Origin of the sequence: Candidatus Amarolinea dominans (assembly GCA_016719785.1) — a bacterium.
In the GTDB taxonomy this organism is placed as follows: domain Bacteria; phylum Chloroflexota; class Anaerolineae; order SSC4; family Amarolineaceae; genus Amarolinea; species Amarolinea dominans.
Map to the genome: position 1 here is coordinate 25,244 of JADJYJ010000007.1, position 17,075 is coordinate 42,318.

Genomic DNA, 17,075 nt, shown 5'->3' on the forward strand with positions numbered 1-17,075 from the left:
CCGTCAAAGCAACGAGGCGCGTGCTGTCTACCCTGCGCCGGGACGATGGCCGGCCCTTATTCCGTGGCGCGGGTGAAATAGGCCACGCCCAGCTTGCCATCCATGCGCAGCTCCATCACCTGTCCGTCGCGCGCTGTCGGGATGTGAATGACCTTGACACAGCCGGCCAGGGCGGCATCCTGGGGCGTCAGGGCGACCAACTGATTCGGCGCCTGGTTCAGGAAAGCCTGATTCAACCAATCGCGGCCGTCATCCGGGTAAAGCGCCAACGGGTAGATGCGCGACTCGACCAGGTCCTGAAAGAAGTGGGTGCCGTAGGACGGCTCCGGCGTGATGCCCCGATGCGCCACGGCCATTTCGACGAGCGCCCTGGCGTTGAAAATATCCGCATAGGTCACCGGCACGCCCAAGTCGAGATTGGCCGAACCCCAACGCCCTGGCCCGATCAACATGAAAGGGTGTTTCGCCAGCGCCCGGTTCAAACGCCCGACACAGCGCGCCACCTCAAGTTGTTGGGTAGGCTGGCGCAGATTCCCGTAGGCAGTGGGGTCCACAAAGATAACATACTCGATCTTGGGCACGCGGCCTTTGGGCGCCATGCGGTGGGCCAGCAAGAAGCGATCGGCCTCATTCAGGTCTGCAGGCGCCGCGCTGATCACTTCGCCGTTCATCGTGCTTTGCGGGCGACACTGCAACAGGTGAAAGGCAATTTCTGGCTGCTTGGCGCCGGGTATGAAGCTGAGCGCAAACTCCATGTCCACCGGCGCGCCGTAGTGCTGTTCCAGGGTGGCCAACACCTCTTTGATGAGCGGCACAAAACTTGTGCGCTGCAGCAGGTTGTCGAACGTCGGCACCAGTCGTTCGGAGGCCAGCTCAGGGCCAAGCGAGAAGATCGGCAGCAGCGTGTCGCCCTTGTCGGCCGAAGCCAGCCAGCGCAGGGGCGGATACTGCCAATCAATGACCTGGCGCAGCGGCAGCGTGGTCAGTTCGTTCTTCTTGAGATCAATGACATCCACCAGGCGCTGCGAGTAGCGGCGGATGGCGCTGGGGGAGACTTCAGGCCGCAGCAAGGGATGGCTGAGCGTCACCAGGCGCGGGTAGTCCTCACCCACGCGTTCGACGGCCCGCGTGCCCAGGCCCATGACCAGGCGCACGAAGCCTTCTTCGCGGCGCAGGCGCGGGTTCCAAACGATGGGGGCAAAACTGAACGCGACACCGGCCGCCGCCGGGAAGAAATAGTCACGGTAGGCCTGGCCCTGCACCTCTTGCAGCAGAATCGCCATGCGCTCATCATAGTCGAGCAGGCCCATGCGCCGGCGATAGAGCAACGCGTCGGGATTATGCGCACTGGCATAGACGCGGCGGATCGCCAGGGTGAGCGCAGCCAGGTTTTCCTCGGCCGTGCCCTGGTTGGGGCAAAAGTAGCTGTGATACTTGCCGGCAAACGACGTGCCAAAGTTGTCCTCCAACAGGCTGGAAGATCGCACAATGAGCGGCCGCTTGCCCACCTCACGCAGAATATCGCTCAGGTGCGCAGTAACCGCTTCGGGCAAATGAGCCTGTGCATAGGCATGCTCGATCACCGGGTAGTCCGCGGCAATTTCCTCGGCTGTCTTGTACTTTTGGTTGATGTACTCGATGTCGTTGAGCGACAGGAAGTCATAGAACACATCCGCGCCGATAAAGTAGGAGCGCGGAATCTGCACTTGGCGCGCCAGGTGCGGGGCAGCAGTCTGCAGAATTTTCCATGCCAGCAGCATGCCCGCGGCTTTGCCCCCAATTTTGCCTCCCCCAATGCGCCGCGCCTGGATGTAGCGAAAGTCAGCCGCGGTGAACCAGGCCTTGGCCAGGTGTACAAAGCTCAACTGGTCGCTGATCATCGTCTTGGTGAGCACGACAATGACCTCTTCCAGGTGGTGGCTCACCTGCTCCAGTTTCTCCGGCGGCAAGTTTTCGTACTGCTGCGCCTTGCGCAACAGGAAATCGAGCGGCGCCAACTCCGGGTTGAAGGTCAAACGCGTGCTGCTGTCGCCGCCGGGCAGGCGCTGCGCGATCGCCTCGTCAATCAGGCGCTGCAAAAGGTCGAACGGCAGGTTATAGGCGAAGTAGAAATCGGTCAGATAATTGCGAATGTGCTGCAGCCGCTGTTCCCACTGATCGGCATCCTCTTCGCTCAGCGGGTTCATCATGCCTTCGCGGCGCTGCGATTTGATAGCCTTGTCGCGGGCCTCATTTTCGAATTTTTCAGAGGTGGTAATGCCGCGCCGATAGATCTCCTCGCGCATACGCCGCCGGATCTGCCGCGCCAAAATCGGATATTGCGACAACTGCAGATAGACTTCTAAGATCGGAGGTGCATCTGATGGCAGTTCTGGCATCGTTTTTTTGCCTGCTCACAAGCATCTGTGGAAAACGAGAAAGGGGTGCATCGGCACACCCCCTGATGTGAAATTGTTTCCCCCGGGGCGCGGGCCCTGAGGTGAGGTCTGCGCCAGCGAGAGGAGAAGGGCCGGGAGGTGGCCCCTCTCCCCCCCTTCTCCTCTGCGCCCAGCGGAGAGGAGAAGGGGCCGGGGGTTGAGGTGAGGCTCCTCCCTACGCCCAGCCGCGCAGACGGACAGCCTCAGCCACACGATTGACGGCTACCAGGTAGGCCGCCAGCCGGTTGTGGACGCCACGCTCCTGCGCCATCTTATGCACCGCATGGAACGCGGTCGTCATCTTGCGGTCGAGGCGCTCATGCACCAGGTCCTCATCCCAGTAGTAGTCATACGCGTTCTGCACCATCTCGAAATAGGAGACGGTGACGCCGCCGGCATTGCACAGGAAGTCCGGGATGACGTAGACGCCACGGTCGTGCAGAATGCGATCGGCTTCCGGTGTCGTGGGGCCATTGGCCAGCTCGACGCTGATCTTGGCGCGGATGTTGGCCGCGTTCGCCTCGGTGATGACGTTCTCAAGCGCGGAGGGCATGAGCACGGTCACATCGAGTTCGAGCAGCTCTTCGTTGGTCAGCTTGTCGGTGCCGGGGAAGCCCACCACAGAGCCGGTCTCCTGCTTGAAGGCCATCACCTTCCCGTAATCAAGGCCCTGGCTGCTGTAGATGCCGCCGCGCGAGTCCGAGACGGCCACGATCTTGAGGCCGAGCAGTTCCTCGCCCAGCTTGTGGCCGAAGGAGCCGGCGTTGCCATAGCCTTGGACCGCCGTTGTGGCGCCCTTGAGGTCAATGCCCAGCACCTTGCCGGCCTCACGCAAGGTGAAGATGCCACCGCGTGCGGTCGCGTCACCGCGGCCCGCCGAGCCACCCAGGGCCAGCGGCTTGCCGGTGATGACGCCAAACTCATTGTAGCCCTGCATGAATGAGAACTCGTCTACCATCCACGCCATGATTTGCGGTGTCGTGTAGACATCCGGCGCGGGCACGTCCTTTTCGAGTCCAATAATGCGGCCCACCTGGCGGATATAGGCGCGGCTCAGGCGCTCCAGTTCGCCGGCCGACATCTCCCTGGGATTGCAGATGACGCCGCCCCTGGCGCCGCCCAGCGGAATATCTACCACGGCCGTCTTCCAGGTCATCCACGCGGCCAGGGCACGCACCGTGTCAATGGTCTCCTCAGGGTGGAAGCGAAGACCGCCCTTCGTCGGCCCGCGTGCATCGTTGTATTGCACGCGAAAACCGTGAAAGATCTTGGTGATGCCATCATCCATCTTGACTGGCAGGGTGACATGCAATTCGCGGAGCGGCCAGCGCAGAAGTTCATGCACCGCCGGATCGAGTTTCAGAATCGCGGCGGCTTCGTCGAGTTGGCGCTGTGCAATCTCGAAGGGGTTGGGCTTGTTGTTATCCATACGTTGTTCCTCATACATCGTTGTACAAAGATGAACTCGCCTCACCCGGATGGTGCGGGGCAAGCGGTGCGCACAACCGTGCGCAATGCGCACAACCGTGCGCAACAATCACAGTGAATCAGATATCGGTCGCGGTGGCGAGGGTTCATTGGGGTACGCGTCAACAAGAAGTGAAAGCCGTCGGACGTGCTGCCAGCGAGAGGAGCGAAAAAAAGAGGTCCGCTTGGGCCTGGGTAGCCCAAGCGGCAGGCCGCAGGAGGAAAGAGTCGGCCAGTCCACAAGATGGAAAGCAGCGCCGCTTGCGTTCAAGCGACGCCCAATGAGGGTATCCTGCAAAACACACCTCGCAACGTTCACGGGCCTTGGCTTCATTGACAGGCCTTGACATGCCTCGACAGGCCTCGACAAGCCATTCGGGTGGTTTCACGCGCCACCGCACGGCATCTGCTTGCAGGCAAATTATAGCACGGGGCCGCGCGGCGTGCCAATGATATAAGTCATGTCGCCACGCGGCGCCGGCCGGCATGCGCTCCTATTTCTTCTTCGAACCCTTCTTCGCGCCCTTGACCTTGAGAATGTCGGGCGTATAGTTCAACTCGCGCACCAGGCTGTCAACCACCGTGCGTAAAACCCTGACGCGCGACCACCATTTGTTGTTCCCTTCGACGATCGTCCACGGCGCGGACAGGGTGCTGGTCTTGAGCAGCATCTCATCCACGGCTTCCTCGTAACGATTCCACTTATCGCGGTTGCGCCAATCCTCCTCCGTCAGCTTCCACACCTTGTACGGCGTGCCCGCGCGCTCATCGAAGCGCTTGAGTTGCTCTTCCGGGCTGATATGAACCCAGAACTTGAAGATGATGGCGCCGAAGTCCACGAGTTGGCGCTCGAACTGGTTGATTTCGCGATAAGCCCGCTTCCAATCGGCCTCCTGGCAAAAGCCCTCGATCCGTTCCACCATCACCCGGCCATACCAACTGCGGTCGAAAATGGCGGTCTGCCCCCGCTCCGGCAAACGGCGCCAAAAACGCCATAGATAATGATGCGTTTTGTCCTCGCCTTGCGGCGCGGCAATCGAGTACACCGCATAGCCGCGGGGATCGAGCTTCTCCGTGATGCGCTTGATCACCCCGCCCTTGCCCGCCGCGTCCCAGCCTTCGAAGACCATGACGACCGGGCGCTTTTGCACATAAACCTGGTAGCCCAGTTGGCTCAGGGCAACCTGGTAGCGCACCACCTGTTCCACGTATTCATCCTCGCTCAAACTGAGTGTCAGATCTACCTGTGATAGAATCGAAGACATGGCTGCACCTCCGTGGTTTCCCTGTTGCTCAATCAACGTCGTCATCGTCGTCCTGCGCCAGCGCGTCGCCGTTCGGCGCGTCGCCATCGTTGTCTGTCATCCGTGTAATGCCCGGCGTGCCCACATCGGCCGTGGCCGCCTCTTCAGCCGCCGTCTTCACCGCCATCGGCGAATCTGTCGTTGACTCCGTGCCTGCGGCCGCCAGCGGTGAAATCACCGACTCGGGGTCAATGCCCCGCAGCTTCAGCCCCCGGGCCAGCGCATCGGCCACCTCGGTGAAAACACGCCACCAGGTGTGATACTGATCAGTCGCCTCGATGATCGTCCAGGGCGCCCACTCGGTCTCCGTATGCTCCAGCATCTCTTCCACCGCCAACAGATACTTGTCATACTGGTGATGATGCTCCCAGTCTTCCGGCTGCACATGCCAGCTTTGCAGCGGGTCCTTCTCCAGGGCCTTGAAGCGCCGCCGCTGCTCCTTCTTGCTGATATGCATCCAGAACTTCACCAGGATGTGACCGTCATCGGCCAGGGTGCGCTCGAAATCCACAATGTCCCGGTAAGCCTTGCGCCATTCGCTTTCAGGCGTCAGGCGATCCACCCGCTCCACCAACACACGGCCATACCAACTGCGGTCGAAGATGGCAATCTGGCCGCGGTTGGGCAATTTGTTCCAAAAGCGCCACAACCAGGGGTGGGCCTGTTCATGGGTGCGCGGCGCGCGCACCGGCCACACCTTGAATCCGCGCGGGTCGAGCCGCTGGGTCAATAAATTGATGCTGGTGCCCTTGCCCGAAGCATCCCATCCTTCGAAAACGACGATGGTTGGTATCCCGGTGTCGAATGCTGCTTGCGCCAGCTCATACAGACGATGCTGAAGCGGGCGTCGCAGTTCTTTCCATTCTTTGCGCTTGAGTTCTTTGCTGAGATTGATCTTTTCCAGCATGCGTGCCTCCTCTGAAAAGGCCAACAGACCCGTACCAGCAGATGCAAAACACTGCACTCAACCTGCTGGCGCAGGTGTCCAGGATGGCCGGCCTTGCATTCATCCGCTGTCGGGGAGCGGCGGCACAATGATGAAGCGACGTGATCGCGATTGTTACTCCTAGTTTACCAGAAGGGGAGGCAAAACCTAAAATTGAGATCACAGAGGTATACGGCCCTCCGTTGCCGCCGCCGTGTGGCTGTGGTACAATAACGCCTCAATATCTCACTCGTTATCTCACTCGTTGGAAAAGCAAGGATGACATCACAGCGGACCGTCCAGCACGTTGGCAGCGAACCACTGTTCAGCAACCGGCTGAGCAGCGAAACCAGTCCCTATCTGCGCCAGCATGCGCACAACCCGGTGGACTGGTATCCCTGGGGCGAGGAAGCCCTGACCCGCGCCCGAGACGAAAACAAACCGATTCTCCTGAGCATCGGTTATAGCACCTGTCACTGGTGCCACGTCATGGCGCATGAATCGTTCGAGGACCCCGACACGGCCGCGCTGATGAACCGCCATTTCATCAACATCAAGGTGGACCGCGAAGAACGCCCCGACCTGGACGCGATCTACATGGACGCGGTGCAGGCCATGACCGGCAGCGGTGGCTGGCCCATGACCCTGTTCTTGGCGCCCGACGGTGTGCCGTTCTATGCTGGCACCTACTTCCCGCCGGCCCCACGCTACGGTATGCCCAGCTTTCGCCAACTCCTGCTGAACCTGGCCGCCGCGTACCAGCGTCGTCCCCAGGACATTCAGCGCAACGCTGAACAAATTCGTCAGATGCTGCGCCAGGCCACGCTCGTGCAGCCCTCCAGCGCGGCGCTAACCCCCCAGGTGCTCGATCACGCCTACCAGGACTTGGCCGCCCGTTTCGATACGCGCGACGCCGGCTTCGGCCAGGCGCCCAAGTTCCCACCCTCGATGGCCCTGGAATTCCTCCTGCGCTATCATGCCCGCAGCGGTCAGCCCAACGCCCTGACGATGGCCGAACAGACCCTGGAGCACATGGCACGCGGCGGCATCTACGATCAGCTTGGCGGCGGTTTTCATCGCTACGCCACCGATGACCACTGGCTGGTGCCCCACTTCGAGAAGATGCTCTACGACAACGCCCAGTTGGCACGCGTGTACGCCCTGGCCTTTCAGATCACCGGTAAGCCTCTTTATCGCCAGATCACCGAAGAAATCCTGGCCTACGTGCTGCGCGAGATGACGAGCCCGGAGGGCGGTTTCTACACCGCGCAGGACGCCGATAGCGAGGGCGAGGAGGGCAAGTTTTTTGTCTGGACCCAGGCCGAAGTACGCGACCTGTTGGGCCAGAAGGACGCGGAGCTGTTTGGCCGCTATTACGATGTGACGGCGCGCGGCAACTTCGAGATGACGAACATCCTGCACGTCGAGAAACCACTGGCTGTGGTTGCCAGCCAGGCCGGGATCACGCCGGAGCACCTGGCAGCCGTGATCGAACGCGGGCGCGCGCAGCTCTTCGCCGCCCGCCAGCAGCGAGTGGCGCCGGGTCTCGACGACAAGGTGCTGACCTCCTGGAACGGACTGATGCTGGCGACCTTTGCCGATGCCGCGCGCATCCTGGGACGCGACGACTATCGCCAGGTGGCCCTGGCCGCGGCCACCTTCCTGCTCAGCCGCCTGCGCGATCCGCAAAACGGCCGCCTGCTGCGCACCTACAGGGATGGTCAGGCCAAACTCAGCGCCTATCTGGAAGATTACGCGCTGCTGGCCGAAGGCTTGCTGGCTCTCTATCAGGCCACCTTCGACCTGCGTTGGCTGCATGAAGCACAGACCCTGGCCGACCTCATGCTTCAGCATTTCTGGGATGCCGACCTGGGCGCCTTCTTCAGCACCAGCGATGACCATGAAACCCTCATCGCTCGCCCCAAGGAGGTGGTGGACAACGCCATGCCGTCGGCCAATGCCAGTGCCGCCGGGGTGCTGCTGCACCTGGGACGTTTGTTGGGTCACGAGACGTATGAGCGCCACGGAGTCGCGGTGCTGCAACTTCTACACGAAGGTATGATGCAGGCGCCCGGCGCGTTTAGCCGCCTGCTGTGCGTGCTTGATTCCTACCTGGCTCCCCCGGCCGAAATCGCCATCATCGGCGCCGCTTCTGCGCCAGACACCCAGGCCCTGCTCACCGAAGTCTGGCGGACCTATCTGCCCAACACCCTGGTGGCCGTGGCCCCGGCCGATGATCGCGCCGCCCGTGCCTTGATCCCCATGCTCGCCGGCCGCGACCAGGTGGGCGGTCAGGCCACCGCCTACGTGTGCGAAAACCACACCTGTCAACTGCCGGTGAACACCGCCAGCGCCCTGCGCCAGCAGCTCACCCGCCAGGCGCCAGCGAGAAAGGAACGTCAGCCATGAAACGACAGTCACTGCGCGGAAAATTGAGCGAGCAACCAGATTTGCATGTCCTGACCGCGGCTGCGATGGGGGCTGCAATGGAGGCTGAGATGGAGGATGCCCCGGCCCCGCTGCTCATCCGGCCGGCGGCCGAGCAGGACATCGTCGGGATGATGACCCTGCTGGCCCAGACTGGCCGGCCCAGGCCGACGCCTGACCAGGTCCCGGCCGTGGCAGCCATTTACCGCGAATGGCTGGGCCAGGCCAGCGCGCTGGCACGCGTCGCCGAACGACAGGATCAGGTAGTGGGCGTCCTGCTGGGCGCGTTACGCCCGCGCGCCAACTGGCTCACGCCGGAACTGTGGATCGCAGATATGGCTATTGCCGATGGCGAAGCGGGCGAGGTTGGTCACGACCTGCTGGCCGAAGCGCTGGCCGTGGCCGCGCGCTGGGGTTGTTTCCGCGTCGCGTGCGAGGCCGCCGGCCTGACCGGCGTGACGCTCGGTCTGCTCAGCGACCTGGGTTTTGCGGAAAATGGCCAGGCGGTCAGCCTGCTGCTAGCGCCCATCCCCAGCCTGGGCACGCGCGGGGTGCGCCGCGCGGATGGCGCTCACGACGGCGTGCCCATCACGTATCGGGAATCGAGCGTGTAATCCGGGTTAGCGCCCGGCTTGCACGCGCCGCAGGCGGTCAGGCACATCGGTGATGATGCTGGTCACGCCCAGCGCCAGCAGACGGCGCATGTCCGCCTCTTCGTTCACCGTCCACACGTTGACGCCATAGCCGCGGCCCCGCGCCCAGGCCATGTAGCCCGCATCCACCAAGACGTGCTCAGGGTGTAGGGCCTGCGGCCGCACCCAGGGGAGCAGCCAGGGCCGGCGCAGGTAAAACGGCAGGTCGGTGGAATAGAGCAGGCCGGTTTCGATGCGTGGATCAAGGCGGCGCAGGCGGATCAGCGCGAAAGGATTGAACGACGACACGATCACCTGATCGTACAGGTTGCGCTGGCGCACCAGACCCGCCAGTGCGGCCTCCAGGCCGTCAGAGCGCAGGCTGAGCGTCTTCATCTCGACATTGACCAGCACACGGCTCCCCACCAGATCGAACACTTCATCCAGCGTCGGAATCTGCGTGCCGGCAAACGCGGGATCGAACCAGCCGCCAAAATCCAGCTCACGCAGCGCAGCCAGCGGTAGATCGTGGACGCGGCCACTGCCGTTGCTGGTTTCATCCACATCGAAGTTGTGACATACCACCAGCGCCCCATCCTGGCTGAGCAGCGTATCCAGCTCGATGCCGTCCGCGCCCAGGTCAACGGCCCGGCCAAACGCGGCCAGGGTATTTTCGGGCGCCGCCTGCCGCGCGCCCCGGTGGGCAAAATTCAATGTTCGCGTCCCATCGTGTCGCATCGTCCTCTCCTTACACAAAAGATACCGCAGGTTTGTCGTTTTGCCAAAAGCTGATGAGCGCGCTGCGTCAACTTGAGACATCGCCCCACTTGCGTATAATGTCAGCCAACACAGCACGGCAGGCGTCGCAGCGGCCGTGACTCACAAGTTGCAGAATACAAAGGACAGAGACCATGCTCAAATCGCACCGTTGTGGCGATCTTCGCTTGACCGACGCCGGCCAGACCGTCACCCTGGCCGGGTGGTTGCACCGCCGCCGTGATCACGGCGGCCTGATTTTTCTTGACCTGCGCGACCGCAGTGGCCTGGTGCAGGTGACGATCAACGCTGACCGCACCGCGGCCGCACACGCCAGTGCCAGTCAGACGCGCGTGGAGTTTGTCCTGCAGATCAAAGGCACGGTGGCCGCGCGGCCGGCCGAATTGCGCAATGCCAACATGGCAACAGGCGACATCGAAGTAATCGCCGACGAGGTGATCGTGCTCAACACGGCCAAGACTCCACCCTTTTACATCAACGAGGAGAGCGCGGTAGACGAAGTGGTGCGCCTGAAGTACCGCTACCTTGACCTGCGGCGGGCCACCTTGCAGCGCAACCTCATTCTCTACGACCGCATCGTGCGCACCATCCGCAGCTTCCTGCACGAGCGCCAGTTCATGGAAATCGAGACCCCCATTCTGATCAAGTCCACGCCGGAGGGCGCGCGTGACTATGTGGTGCCCAGCCGCGTCCATCCCGGTGAATTCTACGCGCTGCCGCAGTCGCCGCAGCAGCTCAAGCAACTGCTGATGGTGGCCGGCTTCGAGCGCTACTTCCAGATTGCCCGCTGCTTCCGTGACGAAGACCTGCGCGCCGACCGTCAGCCAGAGTTTACCCAGCTCGACCTGGAAATGTCGTTCGTAGATCGCGACGACGTGATGGGGCTGATCGAAGCGATGCTGATTCACCTGGTACACAGCGTGGCGCAGCCCGGCGAGGCCAGCATCACCGGGAAGCGCATCCAGCAGATGCCCTTCCCGCGCCTGACCTACGCCGAGGCGATGGCACGCTTTGGCAACGACCGCCCTGATCTGCGCTTTGGTCTGGAGTTGTGCAACCTGGGCCACCTGTTCGCCGACAGCGCCTTCAGCGTCTTCAAGAACGCGGTGGCCGGCGGGGGCGAGGTCAAGGCGATCTGTGTGCCGGGCTGCGCCGGCTACTCGCGCAAACAGTTGGATGAGCTGACCGAGCAGGTCAAGCGTTACGGTGCGCAAGGCCTGGCCTGGCTGGCGCTGCCTGAGGGCATCGCGCCTGAACTGGGCAGCGTGCGCTCATCGTTTGCCAAATTCCTGAGCCAGGCCGAGTTCGACGGCCTGCTGCAGCAAACCGGCGCCCGACCCGGCGACCTGGTGCTGGTGGTGGCGGCCGCACCGGCCGTGGTGGCGCAGGCGCTCAGCAATCTACGCCTGGAAATGGGCCGGCGCCTGGGGCTGCTGGCCGACAACGTCTTTGCTTTCTGCTGGGTCACCGATTTTCCCTTGCTGGAGTTCAGCGCCGAAGAGGCACGCTGGACGGCCGTGCATCACCCGTTTACCGCCGCGCTCGATGAGGATTGGCCGCGCCTGGAGTCAGATCCGGGCAGCGTGCGCGCCCAAGCCTATGATATCATCCTGAACGGCTGGGAAGTGGGCGGCGGCAGCATCCGCATCCACCGCCGGGATCTGCAAAACCGCCTGTTCACGCGCTTGGGCATTGACGAGGAGACGCAGCAACTGCAGTTCAGCCAACTGCTCGACGCCTTCGAGTTTGGCGCGCCGCCGCACGGGGGCATTGCCCTGGGCATGGCGCGACTGGTGGCGCTCTTTGCCGGCGCCGGCAACATCCGCGAAGTGATCGCGTTTCCCAAGACGGCTGCGGCCGGCGATTTGCTTTTCGGGGCGCCGTCGGCCATTGCCGAGGCCCAGTTGGCGGAGTTGCACCTGCGCATCGTCAACGATTAGCGGGCATGGCCTTGCGCCTGCCCGCGTGGGCGACCGCAAGGGTGCGCCCCTGGAGCATGACAACGAACTTCGATACCCTGGCTGAGCGGCCGCTGACCGCGGCCGATTATGATCAGCTCCTGGCCCTGTGGGAACTGGCCGGTCTGCACATTCGCCCCACCGGCCGCGACAGCCGTGCAGCATTTGCCCAGCAGGCGGCCGGCCAGGTTCAACGCGCCATCGGGCTGTGGCAAGGGCCGGCGTTGGTGGGCGTGGTGCTGGCAACCCACGACAGCCGCCGGGGTTACATCAATCGTCTGGCCGTGGCGCCGACCTATCGCCGTCATGGCCTGGGCCGGCGCTTGATTGCCGCGTGCGAAGCTTGGTTCGCCAGCCTGGGCATCGAAGTCTGGAGCGCGCTGATCGAGAACTGGAACGATGCCTCTTTTGCCATCTTCGCGGCCGCCGGCTACACCCGTCATGCCGACATCACCTACGTCAGTAAGCGTGAACGCCCGGAAGCGTAAGAGATGCAGGTAAGGCCCGCCCTCTACCGGTGCAAACCTGCGCCTGACTCCCACGTTGCCAAATACTCCGAAACGCTCAACGCGGCTTTGGCGCCTTCGCCGATCGCAATGAGCACCTGCTCGGCATGCACATCGGTTACATCACCGGCAGCAAAGATGCCGGGCCGGCTGGTGCGATTGCGATTGTCCACCCTGACATGGCCCTGGGCGTCGCAGTCAACAAGCTCCGTCACCAGGCCCGCGTTGGCCTGCAGGCCAATTTCCACGAAGATGCAGTTCACCTTCAGGGTCTGCAGGCCGGCGGGGCCGCGTACGGCCAGGGCTTCGACATAATCGTCACCGTAGATGGCCTCCACCTGGTAGTCGAGCAGCCAGGTGAGATGGGGCAACGCGGCCAGCCATTGTCCCCAGGCAGTCGCCCGGCAGGCAGGATCGCCGGCCACCAGGTAGACGCGCGCGGCCGCACGCGCCAGCTCCGCGGCGCTGCGCAGCGCCAGCGGCCCATCGCCAATCACGGCCACCGTCTTGTCCAACATCGCGGACGCATAGGTAATGGCTGAGTACGACAACCCGCGCAGGTAGAACGTTTCTTCACCGGGCACCCCCATGCGCTGGGGAGAGGCTCCGGTGGACAGCAACAACGCCCGCGTTGTAAATTCGCCGGTGGCTGTGCGCACCCGATAATGATCCTCGAGCGCGTCTATCTGTATCGCCCGGTCCAGCACGCGCGGCAGATGGCGCAGCTGCAGTTCGGCCTTGAGGGTGCGCACCACTTCTTCGCCGCTGATGCTATGACGATTCTCCAGCCACGGCACATCCAGGCGCCAGCCGACGCGCCCACCCATTTGGTCGCCAATGAGCAGCAACTTGAGATGCTGGCGCAGGGCATAAACCGCAGCCGCCAGGCCCGCCGGCCCGCCGCCGATAATGATTAGATCGTACACCGTCGTACCTCCACCAGTGCGCGGGAGTGTCAATCGAACATGTCTATACCGTGCAGTGGGTCGCCGCTGGTCTATTCCGCCCAGATCGCCTGGCTGGCGCCCACGCAGCCAAACGCCAAGAGGATGATACACAGTCTAGTGAACCAGGGCAAGCCAAACTATGACGTGCATCAGTTTGTCGCTTTCGGATTCCCGGTGCTAAGATAGGGTTGCACCTAGCTCACCTGGAGGATCACCATGAACTTACGTTCGCGCTCCCTGCTTTTCGCCCTCGCGCTGGGCATTGCCCTCTTTGTCATCTGGCAAAAAGTACGCATCGTCTTCTTTGTCCCGTTGACCCCCGTTGGCTTTGCCGCCATGATCCTGATCTTTGCCGTCGTCATCTTCTTGCTGCTCGATCACCTCCTCAACCGCAGCCGCTAGGGTAGCCCGGCCCGCGTCCGCCCAGGCAACCGCGGGGACCGACAGCGCCTGCCAGCGCAGAAAGCACACACGATGACCAACCTGTATTTGAATGACGAAGAACAAGCGATGCTCAACGGGGCGTTTGGCCCTGGTGTGCAGCGCGCGATGGAAATTGTGGCTACCCTGGGCCGCATCTACGGTGCGCCTGATTTGGCGCCCATTACGCATGCCCAGATTGCCGGCGTCAGTTACAAAAACATTGGCGACGCCGGCGTCGCCTTTCTCAGCGCATGGGCGGCGGAGGGTGCGCGCGTGCGTGTACCCACCATGCTTAACCCCATGGGCATGGAAGAGGCGCGCTGGCAGGAGATGGGCGTCGCCGAGGCTTTTGCCAAACCCCAGTTGGAAGCGATCGGCGCGTTCAGTAAACTCGGCGTCCAGCAGACCTTGACCTGTGTGCCCTATCTCCTCCCCGAAGCGGGCCTGCAGAGGGGTGATCACGTGGCCTGGGCCGAATCGAGCGCGGTGGCCTTTGGCAGCTCGATCCTGGCGCTGCGCACCAACCGCGAGGGTGGCCCCAGTGCGCTGGCGGCCGCCATTGTGGGGCGCACGGCCCGCTATGGCTATCACCTCGACCAGGGGCGCCAAGCCAACTGGGTGATCGAAGTGGCCTGCCCGGTACGCTCGATTGCCGATTTTGGCGCCCTGGGCTATCTCGTTGGCAAAGAGGTGGGCAACGGCTGTCTCTGGTTCAGCGACCTGGGCGCCTGGCTGCCGCCGCTGCCGGCCGATGTGACCGCCGGCGGCGCCGCCGCCGATCGCCTCAAGACCCTGGGCGCGGCCCTGGCCGGTTACGGCGCCGTGGCACTCTATCATATCGCCGGCTACACGCCGGAAGCCGCGGCCCTGGGCGAGACCTTGATCCGACCTGACGCCCGCCGCCTGCGCGTGGAAAGCCTGGCGCCGGCCTACGCGGTCATGGACGCCAACCCGGAGGTGTCCACCATTGACCTGGTGACGATCGGCTGCCCCCATGCCAGCCTGAGCGAAATCCAGGCTGTGGCGCAGGCGGTGCGCGGCCAGAAATTGGCCACCCAGTTGTGGGTGACAACCGGGCGCTCGATTCGCCAGCACGCCGAGGTGGCCGGCTGGGTGCATGACATCGAGGCGGCCGGCGGCCTGGTGGTGGCCGACACCTGCGCGGTGGTAGCGCCCATCAAGCAACTGGGCATCAAGAGCATGGCGACCAACGCGGGCAAGATGGCCTGCTATGCCCCGGCGCACAGCGGCGTCACCATGCGTTTTGGCGAGCTGGAACAGTGCATTGAGGCCGCGCTGAGTGGCCTGTGGCCGGCCGCGCTCTGACCGGGGCAGCCATTCCAGGATGGTGATCCAACTGGCGCGCGGCGCTCTCTTCGGGTACAATGAATGAGTGACGCACGGCGATGACGCACCGCGTTGTATACTGCAAGCGGGCACGAATGGCGCCTGTTTCCTTAGGCGAAAGAGTGAAGTCTATTCCGCTTGCAGTATAGAATAACTGGAGGCAACGGAGAGGCGATGAAGGAGAGGCGATGGAGGAGAGGTAATGGAACTGTACGACCGAGTCAGCCTGACCAACATCCGGGAGGCTGTGGAGCAGTGGGAAGAGACCACCCTGCAGCAAACGCTGGCGCAAACACCGGAGCGCCAGCCTGAGTTCATCACCGCGTCGAGTGTGCCGATCGGCCGCCTGTACACACCGCTGGATGTGGCCGGCATGGACTACGGCCAGGATTTGGGGCTGCCGGGAGAATATCCCTTTACCCGCGGCGTCTACCCCACCATGCATCGCGGCCGCGTGTGGACCATGCGCATGTTCTCTGGCTTCGGCACAGCCGAGGAGACCAACGCCCGTTACAAGTACCTCCTGAGCCAGGGCAACATGGGCCTTTCGGTGGCCTTCGACATGCCCACGCTCTATGGCTATGACTCCGACGCGCCCGAAGCCCTGGGCGAATTCGGCAAATGCGGGGTGGCCATCAGCTCCCTGGCCGACATGGAAATCCTCTTCGCTGGGATTCCGCTGGGCGAAGTCAGCACTTCGATGACCATCAACAGCCCGGCGGCCATCATCTGGGCCATGTACATCGTGGCGGCTGAGAAGCAGGGCTACCAACGCCAGCAATTACGCGGCACCCTGCAAAACGATATCCTCAAGGAGTTCATCGCGCAGAAGGAATTCCTCTTCCCGCCCGATCACTCCATGCGCCTGGTGGTGGACACCATCGAATTTGGCACGCAGCAGATGCCGCTGTGGAACACCGTTAGCATTTCAGGCTATCACATCCGCGAGGCCGGCAGCACGGCTGTGCAGGAGCTTGCGTTCACCCTGGCCGACGGGTTGGCCTACGTGGATGCCTGTGTGGCTCGTGGCATGAAGGTGGACGATTTTGCCCCGCGTTTGTCTTTCTTCTTCAATGCGCACAACGACTTTTTCGAAGAAATTGCCAAGTACCGGGCCGGCCGCCGCATCTGGGCGCGCATCCTGCGCGAAAAATACGGCGCGCAGGACCCGCGCTCGTGGATGCTGCGCTTTCATACCCAAACGGCCGGCGTCAGCCTGACCGCGCAGCAGCCGGAGAACAACATCGTGCGCGTCGCCATTCAAGCCCTGGCCGCGGTGCTCGGCGGCACGCAATCGCTGCACACCAACTCGATGGATGAAGCGCTGGCCTTGCCCAGCGCCAAAGCGGTCACCATTGCCCTGCGCACGCAGCAGGTCATCGCGCACGAGAGCGGCGTCGCCCACACGATTGATCCCCTGGCCGGTTCGTTCTTCGTCGAAGCCCTGACCAACGAGACCGAAGCCGCGACCCTGCACTACCTCAAGCGCATCGAGGCCCTGGGCGGCGTCATCCCTGCGCTCGAAGGCGGCTTCATGCAGCGTGAGATTGCCGAGGCGGCCTACCGCTATCAGCAAGAAATTGACAGCCACCGCCGCACGATCGTGGGCGTCAACGAATTCGCCAACAAGGAAACGCCAGCCATCCCCATTTTGGAGATGGATCCGCAGGGCTATGAACGCCAGCTGCAGCGCCTGCACGCGGTGCGCAGCGGGCGCGACAACCAGGCCACCCAGCACGCGCTGCGCCGTCTGGCCGCTGCCGCGCGTGCGCCCACGGTCAACCTGATGGAGCCGATCATCGAAGCGGTCAAGGCCTATGCCACCCTGGGCGAAATGTGCGACGTATTGCGCGAGGTGCTCGGCATTTATCACGAACCGGTGTTTTTCTAATTTCTGAACGGCAACGGCTGCTGGCGCGTGTCGCCAGCACAAAAAAAGGAGAAA

General features: G+C 63.0%; 13 protein-coding genes. 7 read left to right on the top strand and 6 right to left on the bottom strand.

Annotated elements, in window-relative coordinates:
* Positions 1-56 precede the first annotated feature (56 nt).
* The 4 genes from IPM84_09995 to IPM84_10010 all read right to left on the bottom strand — a co-directional run bounded on the left by IPM84_09995 (position 57) and on the right by IPM84_10010 (position 6,095).
* Positions 57-2,378 carry a PEP/pyruvate-binding domain-containing protein gene (locus tag IPM84_09995; protein MBK9093097.1) on the bottom strand — a complete coding sequence of 774 codons (2,322 nt, stop codon included), beginning with the start codon at positions 2,376-2,378 and terminating at the stop codon, positions 57-59.
* 214 nt (positions 2,379-2,592) lie between these two features.
* Complete coding sequence (locus tag IPM84_10000; GenBank protein ID MBK9093098.1) at positions 2,593-3,846, bottom strand: Glu/Leu/Phe/Val dehydrogenase; 1,254 nt, start codon at positions 3,844-3,846, stop codon at positions 2,593-2,595.
* A gap of 532 nt (positions 3,847-4,378) precedes the next feature.
* Positions 4,379-5,236: a hypothetical protein gene (locus IPM84_10005; GenBank protein ID MBK9093099.1), complete on the bottom strand. Its 858-nt coding sequence runs from the start codon at positions 5,234-5,236 to the stop codon at positions 4,379-4,381.
* Positions 5,178-6,095, bottom strand: coding sequence for a hypothetical protein (locus IPM84_10010; protein MBK9093100.1), 918 nt, complete (start codon positions 6,093-6,095; stop codon positions 5,178-5,180). The genes IPM84_10005 and IPM84_10010 overlap by 59 nt, the downstream gene beginning before the upstream one ends.
* Positions 6,096-6,392: 297 nt before the next feature.
* Between IPM84_10010 and IPM84_10015 the strand changes: the two genes are divergently transcribed.
* Both IPM84_10015 and IPM84_10020 read left to right on the top strand, forming a co-directional pair.
* Positions 6,393-8,522 carry a thioredoxin domain-containing protein gene (locus tag IPM84_10015; GenBank protein ID MBK9093101.1) on the top strand — a complete coding sequence of 710 codons (2,130 nt, stop codon included), beginning with the start codon at positions 6,393-6,395 and terminating at the stop codon, positions 8,520-8,522.
* Entirely contained in the window at positions 8,519-9,154 is a 636-nt protein-coding gene (locus tag IPM84_10020; protein MBK9093102.1) for a hypothetical protein, read from the top strand. Before IPM84_10015 ends, IPM84_10020 begins: the two co-directional genes overlap by 4 nt.
* 6 nt (positions 9,155-9,160) lie before the next feature.
* Here IPM84_10020 and IPM84_10025 read toward each other — a convergent pair whose 3' ends face one another.
* Complete coding sequence (locus IPM84_10025; GenBank protein MBK9093103.1) at positions 9,161-9,910, bottom strand: glycerophosphodiester phosphodiesterase; 750 nt, start codon at positions 9,908-9,910, stop codon at positions 9,161-9,163.
* Positions 9,911-10,083: 173 nt separating this feature from the next.
* Between IPM84_10025 and aspS the strand changes: the two genes are divergently transcribed.
* Entirely contained in the window at positions 10,084-11,889 is a 1,806-nt protein-coding gene (gene aspS, locus IPM84_10030; protein MBK9093104.1) for an aspartate--tRNA ligase, read from the top strand.
* A gap of 56 nt (positions 11,890-11,945) precedes the next feature.
* Entirely contained in the window at positions 11,946-12,395 is a 450-nt protein-coding gene (locus IPM84_10035; GenBank protein ID MBK9093105.1) for a GNAT family N-acetyltransferase, read from the top strand.
* Between the two features lie 23 nt (positions 12,396-12,418).
* On the opposite strand, the gene IPM84_10040 is transcribed toward IPM84_10035, so the two are convergent.
* Complete coding sequence (locus IPM84_10040) at positions 12,419-13,339, bottom strand: FAD-dependent oxidoreductase (GenBank protein MBK9093106.1); 921 nt, start codon at positions 13,337-13,339, stop codon at positions 12,419-12,421.
* Positions 13,340-13,576: 237 nt separating this feature from the next.
* On the opposite strand from IPM84_10040, the gene IPM84_10045 reads away from it, so the two are divergent.
* The 3 genes from IPM84_10045 to IPM84_10055 all read left to right on the top strand — a co-directional run bounded on the left by IPM84_10045 (position 13,577) and on the right by IPM84_10055 (position 17,021).
* Positions 13,577-13,762 carry a hypothetical protein gene (locus IPM84_10045; protein MBK9093107.1) on the top strand — a complete coding sequence of 62 codons (186 nt, stop codon included), beginning with the start codon at positions 13,577-13,579 and terminating at the stop codon, positions 13,760-13,762.
* 81 nt (positions 13,763-13,843) lie between these two features.
* Positions 13,844-15,109 carry an aconitase X catalytic domain-containing protein gene (locus tag IPM84_10050; protein MBK9093108.1) on the top strand — a complete coding sequence of 422 codons (1,266 nt, stop codon included), beginning with the start codon at positions 13,844-13,846 and terminating at the stop codon, positions 15,107-15,109.
* A 223-nt stretch (positions 15,110-15,332) separates the two neighbouring features.
* Positions 15,333-17,021, top strand: coding sequence for a methylmalonyl-CoA mutase family protein (locus tag IPM84_10055; protein ID MBK9093109.1), 1,689 nt, complete (start codon positions 15,333-15,335; stop codon positions 17,019-17,021).
* The last annotated feature ends 54 nt before the right edge of the window (positions 17,022-17,075 follow it).

Coding starts and splice junctions, on each gene's coding strand:
- IPM84_10035 (MBK9093105.1), top strand. CDS start 11,946: ATGACAACGAACTTCGATACCCTGGCTGAGCGGCCGCTGACCGCGGCC.
- IPM84_10020 (MBK9093102.1), top strand. CDS start 8,519: ATGAAACGACAGTCACTGCGCGGAAAATTGAGCGAGCAACCAGATTTG.
- aspS (MBK9093104.1), top strand. CDS start 10,084: ATGCTCAAATCGCACCGTTGTGGCGATCTTCGCTTGACCGACGCCGGC.
- IPM84_09995 (MBK9093097.1), bottom strand. CDS start 2,378: ATGCCAGAACTGCCATCAGATGCACCTCCGATCTTAGAAGTCTATCTG.
- IPM84_10015 (MBK9093101.1), top strand. CDS start 6,393: ATGACATCACAGCGGACCGTCCAGCACGTTGGCAGCGAACCACTGTTC.
- IPM84_10025 (MBK9093103.1), bottom strand. CDS start 9,910: ATGCGACACGATGGGACGCGAACATTGAATTTTGCCCACCGGGGCGCG.
- IPM84_10010 (MBK9093100.1), bottom strand. CDS start 6,095: ATGCTGGAAAAGATCAATCTCAGCAAAGAACTCAAGCGCAAAGAATGG.
- IPM84_10055 (MBK9093109.1), top strand. CDS start 15,333: ATGGAACTGTACGACCGAGTCAGCCTGACCAACATCCGGGAGGCTGTG.
- IPM84_10005 (MBK9093099.1), bottom strand. CDS start 5,236: ATGGCGACGCGCCGAACGGCGACGCGCTGGCGCAGGACGACGATGACG.
- IPM84_10000 (MBK9093098.1), bottom strand. CDS start 3,846: ATGGATAACAACAAGCCCAACCCCTTCGAGATTGCACAGCGCCAACTC.
- IPM84_10045 (MBK9093107.1), top strand. CDS start 13,577: ATGAACTTACGTTCGCGCTCCCTGCTTTTCGCCCTCGCGCTGGGCATT.